General features: G+C 63.3%; 14 protein-coding genes. 6 read left to right on the top strand and 8 right to left on the bottom strand.

The annotated features are described in order from the left end of the window. Positions 1-13: 13 nt before the first annotated feature. Together H0O21_RS00195 and H0O21_RS00200 are read left to right on the top strand one after the other, a co-directional pair. Positions 14-1393, top strand: coding sequence for an MFS transporter (locus H0O21_RS00195; RefSeq protein WP_185190001.1), 1380 nt, complete (start codon positions 14-16; stop codon positions 1391-1393). Between the two features lie 30 nt (positions 1394-1423). Continuing rightward, on the top strand, positions 1424-2596 hold the full coding sequence (locus H0O21_RS00200; RefSeq protein WP_185190002.1) for a glycosyltransferase family 4 protein: 1173 nt from the start codon (positions 1424-1426) through the stop codon (positions 2594-2596). Positions 2597-2611: 15 nt separating this feature from the next. Here H0O21_RS00200 and proC read toward each other — a convergent pair whose 3' ends face one another. The 6 genes from proC to der are packed head-to-tail and all read right to left on the bottom strand — an operon-like array spanning position 2612 to position 7342. Then, complete coding sequence (gene proC / locus H0O21_RS00205; protein ID WP_370523120.1) at positions 2612-3394, bottom strand: pyrroline-5-carboxylate reductase; 783 nt, start codon at positions 3392-3394, stop codon at positions 2612-2614. A 52-nt stretch (positions 3395-3446) separates the two neighbouring features. Beyond that, entirely contained in the window at positions 3447-4025 is a 579-nt protein-coding gene (locus H0O21_RS00210) for a cell division protein SepF (protein WP_185190004.1), read from the bottom strand. Between the two features lie 56 nt (positions 4026-4081). Then, positions 4082-4747 carry a YggS family pyridoxal phosphate-dependent enzyme gene (locus H0O21_RS00215; protein ID WP_185190005.1) on the bottom strand — a complete coding sequence of 222 codons (666 nt, stop codon included), beginning with the start codon at positions 4745-4747 and terminating at the stop codon, positions 4082-4084. Between the two features lie 26 nt (positions 4748-4773). Then, positions 4774-5040 (bottom strand): PipX family protein, encoded by a 267-nt coding sequence (locus H0O21_RS00220; RefSeq protein WP_131456067.1) that lies wholly within the window; start codon positions 5038-5040, stop codon positions 4774-4776. A gap of 16 nt (positions 5041-5056) precedes the next feature. Beyond that, complete coding sequence (locus tag H0O21_RS00225) at positions 5057-5971, bottom strand: CbiQ family ECF transporter T component (RefSeq protein ID WP_185190006.1); 915 nt, start codon at positions 5969-5971, stop codon at positions 5057-5059. A 3-nt stretch (positions 5972-5974) separates the two neighbouring features. Next, positions 5975-7342 (bottom strand): ribosome biogenesis GTPase Der, encoded by a 1368-nt coding sequence (gene der / locus H0O21_RS00230; protein ID WP_131456063.1) that lies wholly within the window; start codon positions 7340-7342, stop codon positions 5975-5977. Between the two features lie 147 nt (positions 7343-7489). Here der and H0O21_RS00235 point away from each other — a divergent pair, with 147 nt between their 5' ends. Further along, a complete protein-coding gene (locus H0O21_RS00235) occupies positions 7490-7873 on the top strand; it encodes a L,D-transpeptidase (RefSeq protein WP_131456061.1) in 384 nt (127 codons plus the stop codon). Between the two features lie 23 nt (positions 7874-7896). Here the strand turns inward: H0O21_RS00235 and H0O21_RS00240 are convergent, their stop codons facing one another. Beyond that, positions 7897-8358 carry a DUF1823 family protein gene (locus tag H0O21_RS00240; RefSeq protein ID WP_131456054.1) on the bottom strand — a complete coding sequence of 154 codons (462 nt, stop codon included), beginning with the start codon at positions 8356-8358 and terminating at the stop codon, positions 7897-7899. A gap of 76 nt (positions 8359-8434) precedes the next feature. Here H0O21_RS00240 and H0O21_RS00245 point away from each other — a divergent pair, with 76 nt between their 5' ends. From H0O21_RS00245 to H0O21_RS00255, 3 genes are read left to right on the top strand one after another with little or no spacing between them, the layout of a single operon-like run. Next, positions 8435-9007 carry a hypothetical protein gene (locus tag H0O21_RS00245; protein ID WP_185190007.1) on the top strand — a complete coding sequence of 191 codons (573 nt, stop codon included), beginning with the start codon at positions 8435-8437 and terminating at the stop codon, positions 9005-9007. Between the two features lie 31 nt (positions 9008-9038). Beyond that, positions 9039-10076: a tRNA dihydrouridine synthase DusB gene (gene dusB, locus H0O21_RS00250; RefSeq protein ID WP_185190008.1), complete on the top strand. Its 1038-nt coding sequence runs from the start codon at positions 9039-9041 to the stop codon at positions 10074-10076. 6 nt (positions 10077-10082) lie between these two features. After that, positions 10083-12113, top strand: coding sequence for a glycosyltransferase (locus tag H0O21_RS00255; RefSeq protein WP_185190009.1), 2031 nt, complete (start codon positions 10083-10085; stop codon positions 12111-12113). On the opposite strand, the gene H0O21_RS00260 is transcribed toward H0O21_RS00255, so the two are convergent. Further along, positions 12082-12705, bottom strand: a complete 624-nt coding sequence (locus H0O21_RS00260; RefSeq protein WP_185190786.1) for a DUF4079 domain-containing protein — start codon at positions 12703-12705, stop codon at positions 12082-12084. The genes H0O21_RS00255 and H0O21_RS00260 overlap by 32 nt on opposite strands. Positions 12706-12773 lie beyond the last annotated feature (68 nt).

Raw genomic sequence — 12773 nt, forward strand, 5'->3', positions numbered from 1 at the left:
CACGGCAGCCACTTTGAGCGGTCCATCTCTGAACACCCCGGAACCAGCCCTACCGACCGGGGGCAATCCAGAAGGGGGACGTGGTCTGCAGGCCGTTCTCAGGCTTGAGGATTTCCGCAAACTCTGGATCGGCCAAATCTTCTCCCAGCTGGCCGACAAGTTCTACATCGTGCTGATGGTCTTCTTGATCGATCAGCACCTGCTGCTGACGCAGCAGCACAACGGGGTCCTGGCGAATGTCGCGTCCGACTACGGCTTCGACATCAGCACCCGCACCCAAGTGATCACGCTGCTGGCCACCGGAATCTTTGTCGCCAACACCATTCCCGCCATGGTGCTGGGAAGCGTGGCTGGGGTCTGGGTGGACCGCTGGCCCAAGCGTCGGGTGATGGTGGCCTCCAACGGCCTGCGGGCGCTCCTGGTGTTGCTCACACCGCTCTGTCTGATCCCCGGCCCCCAGATCCTCGGATTGCCCTGGGGCTACTGGGGACTCCTTGGGATGACCTTTCTGGAGTCAATCCTGACCCAGTTCTTCGCACCGGCGGAACAAGCCGCGATCACGCTGCTGGTGCCAGGAGAACACCTGCTCGCTGCCAACTCGCTGTACCAAACAACGAGCATGGGCGCCACGATCGTGGGCTTCGCCCTTGGGGAACCGATCCTTCGCGCCCTCAACCTGGCCTCGGAGCGGCTCGGTATTCCCGGTGGGGAATTCACTCTGCTGCCCTTTTGCTACGGCATGGCGGCTCTGAGCCTGCTGGCGATCCGGCGGGATGAGCCCCCCCGAACCAGCTCCGGACGCTCCGTCTGGCAGGAGATCGGCGAAGGTGTGCAGGTTCTCAGGCACTGTCCGACCGTGCGAAGCGCCATGGTGCATCTGGTGCTGCTCTACAGCCTGCTGGCGGCCCTGTATGTGCTGGCCCTCCAGCTCGCCGCCCTGATCACCAACCTCGGCCCCTCCGGCTTTGGCACTCTGCTGGCCATGAGTGGCCTGGGCATGGCCGTGGGCGCTGTACTGACCGCCCAACTCGGCCATCGCTTCAGCCGCCGCCGCCTGACGGCAGCCGGTCTGGGAACGATCACCTGGTCGCTGCTCCTGCTCAGCCAGTTCAAGGGCTCCCTGAGCGGGACCCTGGGCCTCTGCGGAATCCTGGGCGTAGGTGCTGCCCTCGTGGCGATTCCAGCCCAGACCACGATTCAGGAGGACACCCCTGAACACCAGCGGGGGCGCGTGTTCGGCCTGCAGAACAATCTGATCAACATCGCCCTCAGTCTTCCGCTCGTGCTGGCGGGGACCCTAGTGAGCCGTGTGGGCCTCTCCCCGGTGCTGGGACTGCTGGCGATCCTCGCTCTGATTGCTGCACTCGTGGAGCGCCCCTGGAAGCGCTGCTAACTTTCTTGTTCAGCAGAGGGGAAGCAGCGGGTGGCGCATATCGCCTGGCTGGGCAAGAAATCACCGTTCTGCGGCAACGTCACTTACGGGTTGAGCACCACGGAGGCCCTGAAGGCCCGTGGCCATCAGACCAGCTTCATCCATTTCGACAACCCGGAGGCCCCGGCCAATCGAACCACCTCGCTGCTGGCGAACGATCCGGACGTCAGCCTGCCGTACCTCATCAAATCACAGGTTTACACAATCCCTTCACCAGGGGCTCAAAGGGAATTGCGCGAATCCCTAGAACGGCTTCAGCCCGATCTGGTCCACGCCAGTCTCACCCTCTCCCCCCTTGATTTCCGCCTCCCAGACCTCTGCCAGCAACTGGGAGTGCCTCTGGTCGCCACCTTTCACCCACCCTTCGATGCCGGCCTGCGCAACCTCACCGCTGGCACGCAACAACTGACCTACCAGCTGTATGCACCGGCCCTGGCCCGCTACGACAGGGTGATCGTGTTCTCCGATCTGCAGGCTGAAGTGCTGGCCCGACTCGGAGTTCGTGAAGAGCGGCTGGCCGTGATTCCCAATGGCGTCGACCCCCACTGCTGGGCCCCAGGGGATCCCGGCACGGTCAGCCCAGGGAAGCAAGAGGTGCGCGAACGACTGGGCGACGACCGGATCTTCCTCTACATGGGGCGGATCGCCACCGAAAAGAATGTCGAGGCCCTGCTCAAGGCCTGGCGCCTGGTCAATCCCCGTGGCTGCCGGTTGGTGGTTGTGGGGGACGGCCCCCTCCGCACCACCCTGCAAAACGCCCATGGCAATGGCAGCGTGACCTGGTGGGGCTACGAGTCAGACCTCAGCACCCGGGTGGCCTTGATGCAAGCAGCCGAGGTGTTCGTTCTCCCGAGCCTGGTGGAGGGCCTCTCGCTCGCACTGCTGGAAGCAATGGCTTGCGGTTGTGCCTGCGTGGCCACGGATGCTGGTGCCGATGGGGAAGTGCTCAACGAAGGCGCAGGCATCGTGCTGAGCACCCAGGGCGTTACCACCCAGCTGCGCACCCTTCTACCAGTGCTACGCGACCAGGAGGTGCTCAGCGCCGAACTGGGCCGACGCGCCCGCGAACGGGTTCTGGAGCGCTACACCCTCAGCCGCAATATCGAAGCGATCGAAGCCCTGTATGCCGAGCTACTAAGAACCCGCACCAGCCACGCTGCCTGATGATCCGCTGAACCATCAGCGCAGGTTTCGGCCGTGTTCAGACGCAGCCACAACCGCCTCGATCAATGCGGAGCGAAGACCTGCCTGCTCCAACTTACGGAGAGCGGCCATCGTGGTGCCACCAGGTGAAGCCACCATGTCTTTGAGCTGACCGGGATGCAGCTCCTGCTCCTTGAGCAAAGCAGCCGTACCGGCCAACGTGCGATGGGCCAGGTGATGGGAAAGATCGCGGGGCAGGCCTGCGGCGACAGCGCCATCAGCCATCGCCTCCGCCACCATGGCCACATAGGCCGGACCGGACGAGGTGAGAGCTAAGAACGCATCCAAAAGCGACTCGCCCAGCTCAAGAACCTCACTGACCGGGGAAAAGAATGCTTTGACCCGCTGCTGATCCTCTGGAGTGAGCCCCTGCCCCCAGGCCAGACCGGTGAGGCCAGCCCCCACCAAACACGGGGTATTGGGAACCGCGCGAACGCAGCGTCGTCCGGGGAAGGCAGCCTCAAGACGCTCGAGGGTCACACCAGCCAGAACAGAAATCAGAATCGGGGACGTTCCCTCCGGCACAGGCGGTGCAGAAGCCGCAACCCCATCAAGCTGATGAGGTTTGATCGCCAGCAGCTGGACATTGCACGTCCAAACCGAACGCGCCTCCGGATCCACTGCAGCCAACAGATGCACCCCCTGGGGCAAGGACGCCGCTAAGCGCTGGCAGGTTGACGCTTGTCCAACAACCGCGATCACGTCGTCGGCCGCGACAACGCCTTGCTCAAGCAGAGGCAGCAGCAGAGCCTGGGCCATCCGACCCAGGCCGATCACCCCAAAAGAGTCAGGCACAGTGCTGAAGCAGGGCTCAAAGAGCAGCGGCAGTCGCACCACCCCAGGCTGGGGCAGGAGCCACGCTGGCCTGAGCGGATGACTGCTCCACATCTCGGCTCACCACCGTGGGGGAGGAGACCTCTTCGTGGCCGGCGTTGATCACGCTCACGCAGCTTGGAGCGAACAGAAAGATGCTTTCACCGACCCGCTCCTGGTGGCCGTCGATGGCAAAGGTGCCCCCTGCCACAAAATCCACCGCACGCTGAGCCTGGTCGGGCTCCATCATCGTGAGGTTGAGAATCACGGTTTTGCGTTCGCGCAGCGCCTGAATCGCCTTCGGCATCTCATCAAAGCTGCGGGGCTCCATGAGCATCACCTCAGCCGCCGCAGTGCTGATACCGGGCATCCCGATCACATTCGAGCTGCCACCGAAGGGGGAGTCGCTGCCGAAGGGATTGTCAGAACCGAGCGGTGCGAGAGCGCCACCGCTGGCATGGGTGGCACCGGAATCAGCCTCATGCTCTTCGCCGGTGTCGTAGTCGAGATCGTCATAGTCGCCATCGAGATAGTCATCACCGGCAACAACGGCGCGAAGGCGGGAAATCAGCGACACCTGGAGTCTGCGAAACCTTGACCCTGAATAGCGCTCCGTCGGAGCCGGAGCAAGCGTTAAACGGCAGATTGCTGCAAGGGCCGCGCACCGAACAGAGCCGAACCGAGCCGAACCCAGGTCGCTCCAGCCGTTACTGCGTCCTGCCAGTCACCGCTCATCCCCATGGAGCACTCATCAAGACCCAGGTCATCGGCCAACCGCCGGCACTCCTGAAAGAGCGCCAATCGCTCCTGCGAGTCCAGCCCCAGCGGGGCCATCGTCATCAGGCCGGTGATCCGTAGATGGGGAAGGCCTTGCAGCTCCTCCCAGGCAGCCCGAAGGTCCTCAGGGTCCCAGCCGCCCTTGCTCGGATCTGGGCGCAACTTGACCTGAAGCATCAACTGGGGATGACGCTGCTCCTCCTCCGCGATCCTCGAGACCCTCCGGCACAGGGCCAAGGAATCAATCGAGTGAATGACGGGGAACGCCCTCACCACCTGACGCACCTTGTTGGCCTGCAGACGACCGATGAAATGCCAGCGCAGATCCTGCAGGTCCCCTAAGGCCTCCTGTTTGGGCAGCGCTTCCTGAAGACGGCTTTCTGCAAAGTCCTGCTGCCCGAGTCCTGCAAGGAAACGGATCGGCTCCGCAGGATGGCCTTTACTGACCGCAAGCAGACGGGCTGAAGGCGGCAAGGCTTCCCCGAGCTCTGCCCAACGCCTTGAAAGATCCACTTCGATCATGGTCAAAACAGGCGCAGAGACCGCACTCAGATGAACGTCTGGTCGAACAGCTCCCTCCAGAGCTCCTGATCAGCGGCTCCATCGCGTCGGCTGCGCGCCAGGTTGAGCTCAGCGTGGTGGCGGGCATCCTGGTAAGGGATCACCTCAAACTGAGCACCACGGGGCTGCAGGGTGACAAGGAAGAACATCCGCTGCGCATACAGCGTGGCGTAAATATCACGGCCCTCTCCCGCCGGCGCGACGCGATACAGCATGCCGAAGGTGGGGTGATTCAGATAGCGCTCGGCGCCCACAGATTCAGATCAGGAATCACAGTGCACCGTACTTCCCACGCAAACCAACCATCATCAAGAGGACAATCATTGCCAAAGAATTGAGAACAGCCGAGGCTGGAGTGGTCTTCGAAGCGACTCGAAAATGCGAAGCCGGGCGCCATTGGCCGCCCCGGGCTAGCAGCGCATCCGCCCCCTGTTCGGCCCTCAGCAAGATGTTGGCGAGCAAACGCTCTCCAACAGAAAGAACAAGGCCGAAGGACGCCTTGAACCCAAGCCTGCGCAGGTTCACCGCACGACTGGCGAGGGCACGCATCAGATTCTGGAGCTCCTCCTGAACCAGCGGAAGGAAGCGCAGCGCGAGCAAGAGCTGAAAACTCAAGCGCTCCACCGGAACACCTAAACAGGCCAGAGGGGCGAGCCCCCAGCTCAGCGCCCAGACCAAGTCTTCACTTGGGGTTGTCAGCAGCATCAGATTGACGCTGTGAATGACCGTGACGATAAGCGTGGCGCTGCTGAGGCCCAGCTCGGCGGAACGCCGATCAATCACAAGCGGACCAAGGCTGAGTGGACCAAGCCGGACAGGGCCCAGCCGCCAGATGTCCCAAGAGGGCACCTGCAGTGAGAGACCGGGAAGTTCCTGGGGTGAGCGAAGGGGCCAAGAGACAGCGGGATCACCAGTGGGCAGGAACGCAGCCAGCAGCCCCACGCCACCGCCGAGCAGAGCAAGCAAGAGCAGCGAACGCCACCAGAGCCTTGGCGGCAGACCACTCAGCAGCGTGAGCAGAAGCAGCAGACCCAGAAGGGAGAGCCGCCAGATCGGACCGGCCAGCACAGGGGTGAGCAAGAAAAGCAGCACCCAAGCGAACTTGAGGCGTGGATCAATCAGTCGCAGCCAGCTCTCACGGCCATCCACGTACTGCCCGATGGGGATCTGCCTCAGCCAGTCCATCGTTTAGTCCTGACGGTTCTGCTGGCGAGCCAAATCTCGCTCCGCATCCCGCTGCTGTTTACCCCGCCAGAACAGCTTCAAAGGAGTGCCATCGAAACCAAGCCCTTCGCGGATCTGGCGTTCCACATAGCGACGGTAGGTATCGCCAAACAGCTTGGGATCATTCACGAACAAGGTGAAGCTCGGTGGACGGCTGGCCACCTGAGTGCCGTAATACAGCCGACCTTGACGACCTCCGCGGGTGGTCGGTGGACTGCGCCAGCTGAGGGCCTCCTTGAGCACTTCATTGACAACCGAAGTGCTGACCCGGCGCCGATGTTGCTCCACCGCGAGTGCCGCGAGCGCAAAGATGCTGTCCACCCGTTGGCCAGTCAGAGCGGAGGTGAACAACATCGGCGCCCAATCGAGGAAGTAGAGCTTGGCGCGCAGCTCCTTCTCCATCGCCGGCATGGTGTGGCTGTCCTTCTCGACCGCATCCCATTTGTTCACCACCACCACACAGGCGCGACCCTCCTCTTCGATTCGACCAGCGAGACGCTGATCCTGCTCGGTCACACCATCGAGAGCATCGATCACAAGCACGCAGACATCACTGCGTTCAATCGCCTTGAAACTGCGATTGATCCCAAAAAATTCAGGCCCATAGTTGACACTGCGCCGGCGGCGAATGCCAGCGGTGTCCACCAGCCGCCAGGGCATGCCCTGGCGCTCAAGCTGGGTATCAATTGTGTCGCGCGTGGTGCCGCGAATCGGGCTCACGATCGCGCGCTGCTCGCCGCAAATGGAATTAAGCAGACTCGACTTACCCACATTGGGACGACCGACAATCGCCATCTGGATCGGTTCATCGTCCTCGCCCTCCTCCTCCTTGGGAGGAAGAAAGGTGAGCACCTGATCCAGAAGATCCCCGGTTCCTGCACCATGAATCGCGGAAATCGGGTGGGGCTCGCCCAGACCCAATCCCCAGAACTCAGCCGCCATGGCCAGCCCCTGATCGGGAGACTCGCACTTGTTGACCGCTAAGAGCGTGGGGCAGCGCTGGGTACGCAACCATTCGGCAATCGCCTCATCAGCGGCTGTTACCCCCTGCTGCCCATCCACGATGACGACAGCCACACAGGCCTCGGCCATGGCCAGATTGGCCTGCTCGCGAATCTCCGGCAGAAACTCACTGTCATCGTCGAAAACGAGACCACCGGTATCAACCACCTTGAATTCACGATCCCCCCAATAGCCGTCCTGATAGGTGCGGTCGCGGGTGACTCCGGGCTCGTCATGGACGATCGCCTCGCGCGTGCGGCACAGGCGATTCACCAGCGTCGACTTGCCGACATTGGGACGCCCGATGATCGCGACAACCGGACGCGCCAAGACAGACAAGGAAAGGGACTTCCTTGACAGTACAGAGGCACCCCTCCAGGCACTCAAGGAGGAGGAATAGGAAATCTTCCTAAGAGAGACTAATGAGACCCAGCTGAGACCGCTAGCCCTTGGGCAGTGCAGCAAGCGTCACAAGCCATGCTCGAGCTCATTGCAACCCTCGTCGTCGACCTCTCCGACCAGCGACTCACCGTCTTGGACCGCAACCAGCAGGTTGTGCGCGTGATTCCCGTCAGCACCGGCAAAGCATCCACACCGACCCCGACCGGCGAGGCCTCTGTGCTCACGAAATACCGCTCTGTGACCATGCGAGGGCGGAACTATGTGGCCCCGGGCGTGCCCTACGCCATGTGCATCACCGCCAATGAACTGATCTGCATGCACGGAGCCCCCTGGCAGGAAGACGCCGGCCAGGCCTTTGGCGTACCCCGCAGCAATGGCTGCGTGCGCATGCCCACCCATCAAGCTCGCTGGTTGTTTGAGAACACCCCCAAAGGAACCAAGGTGATCATCCAGGTGTGAGCGCGGGGGCCCGCCCAGGGCCTTCAGCTCACCGGCGGGTCCCCGGGATGACCTCGCACCGGATCCTCCGGCGCTGGCAACAACTCCGGCACAGGCCCCTGCTCCGGCAAGGGATCACCCCGCCCCGCCAACCAGGCCAGCAACCAGTTGACCGCCGTGGCCCTCCGCGTACGCCGGGGGTAGAGGGCACCGATGCGGTAGCCCTGAAAACCGAGCTGCTGTTTAAGCAGTTGCTTGTGCTCCGGCGGCACCGAACGGGTGAGCTGCACGGAGGCCGGCCGTGTGGCAATCACCTCCGGAGCCTGGGGGTAGGCCAGCCTCCAGGGCTCAGGAGTCTCAGGTCCTGCACACCAGGGCTCTCCTGGAGAGCGGGGTTGATAACCAAGCCTCTCCCAGACCAGCGTCGCCACAAAGCGATCGGAGAGGCGGTCCTCCAGGATCCGCTCCAGCAGAGCCGCGCTGAGCGGCCAAGGTTGCGCCGTCATCAGACCAATCAGACCCGAAGCCATCGTTTCACGACAGCAGCTGGCAACTCCTTAATCCCTCCATTACCTTCGACGGATGTATGTGTTTGACACAAGTCTCGATAGCGCGAGTCGAATCGACTCGGCTCAGTCCACGCACCGCCTGAGCTTCCGCCTGCCCGACAGCGTGCTTCGCAGAGCCCTCCGGGATCGCCGCCGGTTTCTACAGGGCCCTGACAGCCTGGCCATGCCCTGGGACGCCGATGGTCGGGTGACCTTCACCTACTCAGTGGCATCAGAGCGGAGTCGTCCGGTCTATTGCGACCGTCGCGATCAGCCCCTGCCAGCTCGGCAGCTGAGTCAGGTGCGAGCTGGATCTGCCGTGCGTCTCACCCTGAGGCAAGTGCGCAAAGGCGGAGGGCGTCCTGGCACCCGCCTGGAGGTGCTCAAAGTGCAGCTGCTGCATGTTGATGCCCCGCTACCAGGGGGTCCTGCAGCCCCCCACAGCATCCAGTCGTTTGCTCTGCAGTTGCCGGTGGATCTTGCCCAGGAGGTGGAGCGTCTGGCCCAGGCAGAAGACTGGTCCACCACCGCCTGGCTGCGCAATGCCATTGAACAGCAGGTGGCCCGCAGTCGTGCGCGCTTGAGCAACCACGAGAACGCTGCCTGAAGGGCAGGATGGAGAGGTAGTTCAGCGATCGATGTCGCTCCCTGCCCCCCCGCGTTTTCAAAGCGACCTCACACTCCCCGGACTCGGTACGCCGCGGCGGCTGCGCTGCAGGGTTCTGCAATCCCCCCTGGCCGGCGTCAGTGATCGGATCTTTCGAAACCTGGTGCGGCGCTGGGCACCAGATGCACTCCTGTTCACGGAAATGGTCAACGCCACGAGCCTTGAGCTTGGCCATGGCCGGCGCAAGGTCGAGGAACTGGCCGAGGAATCCGGGCCGATCGGCGTGCAGCTTTTCGATCACCGCCCGCAGGCCATGGCAGAGGCTGCCCGGCGTGCGGAGGCAGCGGGTGCCTTCCTGATCGACATCAATATGGGTTGCCCGGTGCGAAAAATCGCCCGCAAGGGCGGCGGCAGCGGCTTAATCCGCGATCAGGATCTGGCTTGTCGGATTGTTGAGACGGTCGCTGCCGCTGTGACCCTGCCGGTGACCGTGAAAACCCGTCTTGGCTGGTGCGGTGAAGACGGCAGTAGCGCCGCGGCCGTGGCCTGGTGCCGACGGCTGGAAGGCGCTGGTGCTCAGCTGCTCACCCTGCACGGCCGCACACGAGAACAGGGTTTCAAGGGGCAGGCCGACTGGCTTTCGATCGCAGCGGTGAAACAAAACCTGGCGATTCCGGTCATCGCCAACGGTGATGTGAACAACCCGGACGATGCCCTCCGTTGCCTGGAGACCACTGGAGCGGATGGGGTGATGGTGGGGCGCGGCACGATGGGCGCGCCCTGGCTGGTCGGGCAGATCGATGCCGCCCTGGCTGGTCGGCCGATCCCCACGACTCCTGCCGCGGCCGATCGGCTGGCCATTGCGCGTGAACAGCTGCTGGCCCTTGTGGACTGCCGGGGCGATCACGGGCTCCTGATCGCTAGGAAACACATGAGCTGGACCTGCACCGGCTTCAGTGGAGCGCCCCAGCTCCGCCACGCCCTGATGCGTGCCCCGACGCCCGCTGACGCGATCGCTCTTCTCGATGCCGCAGGCCGGTCGCTGGCAACAGCCCCTCCCGGCTGCTGAAGCGCCGTGAACCTGCTGCCCCTCCTGGTTCTGCTTTGGCCCCTCTGGCTTCAACGTCGTCCAGAGCAGAGCTCTCCCCTCTGGGCTCGACGCAGTCTGATCCTGCTGATCAGCCTGCTCACAGCCCGTTACCTGGTGTGGCGACTGAGCGCCAGCCTCAACCTCACCACAGCCCTGAGCACCAGCCTCAGCCTGCTGCTCCTGCTGAGCGAAGGCTGGCTGCTACTCACAGGGCTGGTGCCCCTATGGCTGGCCTGGCGGTCATTCCCCGACCGCCGCAACGAGGTGGAGGAATGCGAGCAGCGATGGAGAGCCAGTGGCTGGCGACCCTGGGTGGACATCCTTGTACCCACGAAAGGAGAACCACTCGCCGTCCTCGAACGGACCCTTGTGGGTTGCTGCAATCAGACCTACTCCAACAGCACCGTCTGGCTGCTGGATGACAGCGGACGCCAAGAGGTTCGGAAGCTCGCTGCTGAACTGGGCTGTCGCTATCTGCATCGCCCCCAGAGAAACGGCGCGAAGGCCGGCAACCTGAACCACGGTTTGCACCATTGCAACGGGGAACTCGTGGCCGTGTTCGATGCCGATTTCATTCCACAACGCCACTTTCTCGAACGCTGCATCGGTTTTCTGATGGAACCGGATGTCGCCCTGGTGCAGACACCGCAGAACTTCATCAATGCCGATCCTGTGATGCGCAATCTGGGAATGGAGCAGCGCCTGCTTCCCGATGAAGAGAGTTTCTACCGCTGGATCGAACCGGTGCGTGACGGCTGGGACGCCGTGGTCTGCGCCGGCACCTCCTTTCTGGCACGTCGCGCCGCCCTTGATGCTGTTGGAGGCTTTGTTGAGCAGGCGATGTCGGAGGACTTTGTCACCGGAATCGCCCTGCGACGCAGCGGATGGCGGTTGCTCTACCTGCAGGAAAAGCTGAGTGCTGGCCTGGCGGCAGAAACGATGGCCGACTTCGTACGCCAGCGACAGCGCTGGGCTGCCGGGACGCTCCAGAGTTTGCGACTAGCGGATGGCCCGCTGGCGCCAGGACTAGGCCTCGGCCAGCGGATCGCCTACCTCGAGGGAGTGCTGCATTGGTGCAACAACCTGCCCCGACTTGTGCTCATGCTGATGCCCTTGAGCTACGGGTTGCTCGGAGTGGTGCCAATCCTGCTGACCCCTGAGGCGATCATCTCTCTGCTACTGCCGCTCTGGGCGACGCTGCTTCTGAGCCTGGGCTGGCTCAATCGCGGCTCAAGGGCCGCCTTCCTGAGCGAACTGACCGGGTGGGTCCTGACGGTGCCGCTCACCCTCACCGTGATCAGCCGCATGCTCGGCCGTTTCCATGGTTTCCGGGTGACGCCGAAGCATCAACGGCGCGACCGGGGCAGCTGGAGCCTGGGCCTGGTGATGCCGCTGCTGGCGCTGCTACTCCTCAACCTCATCAACCTGGCGGGCCTCTTAGCTCCAGAGGCAGACCTTGAGGAGTCAACGCCCCAAGGACAGCTCCTGGGCCTGGTGTGGGCCACCCTCAACACCCTGAGCCTGCTGGTCGCCCTTCGAGCCTGCTGGGATCCCGCCGTCTCCGATCCAGCCCCCTGGCAGCAGCTCTCGCTCTCAGCAGCCCTTGAGGACGCTGGAGGTCATCACCACCCCTGCCGGATCACAGCGATCAGCGAAAGCGGTGTGGAAGTACAGCTGCCTGGCCGCCCACCACCGATCGTTGCCAGTACCAAGCTTCGTTGGTCCGATGAGCTGCCAGCCCTCGGAGTCACGCCTTGGGAGCCATCCACCCGCAGGGAACAGGCCGGCCAACTCGCCCTCCACTGGCAGCCGCTCTCGTCCCATGAACGCCGCAACCTCAGCCGCTGGCTGTTCACCCGTCCTGGCTGCTGGGTGGAGCGCCAGGCCGGCGGGGAATGGATCTCTTTGCTTGTGCTCTGCCAGCGAATCCTGCCCCCGTGGCGCGGACCGGCTCCATTTCAACGCAGCCTGGTGCCGCAGAGAGTCAGCCCAGCAGCAGATCGCGAGTGCCGGTAATCGCCTGTGTAGCGAGGAGCAGAGCCACCAGCACATTGATCACGACGTGAAGTCGGCGCATCGCATCACGACGTCCGATTTCCTTTTGCAAGGCCACCGAGAGCAGAAGCATCCCTGCGAGCAACACACCACCCCAGTAATGGGACTGCCAGAAGGCCAGGTGCAATGGGGAATCAGCGAGACGCTCCACCTCCGGCTGAGCCCCCAGCACCAACAAACCCACCCAGCAGGCGAAGGCCCAGAGCAAACGACGCCCTGTCCGACCTGTGCGCAAGAGCCCCCCATAGGCGGCTGCAACGCCGATGGAAGCAAGCAGGATTCCGGCTAAACCCGCTGCACGGTCGGCCGCCGCGGGCATTCCTTCAGCCCAGGCAGACGCCACATCGTGACCGAAGGCAATCAGCACTGCCAGCACAACAGCCCCCGTCAGCCAACGCCCGTGATCGGCATGCTCGATCGGCACCGTCGGTGGAATCGGATTGATCTGGAGCCGGCGCTCGCGAGCCAAGATTCCCAGGCGGATCGTCGCCCCCACCACCGGATACACAAACAGAATGATCAGGACGGGATGCAAGAGGGCGAAGCCTTGCATCGGGGTGAGGGTGGGAAGTGAAAGCTCTGACACCACGGAGCCGATCGCAACCAAGAACTGCACCTTCA

The sequence above is a fragment of the Synechococcus sp. HK01-R genome (assembly GCF_014217855.1).
GTDB lineage: Bacteria > Cyanobacteriota > Cyanobacteriia > PCC-6307 > Cyanobiaceae > Synechococcus_C.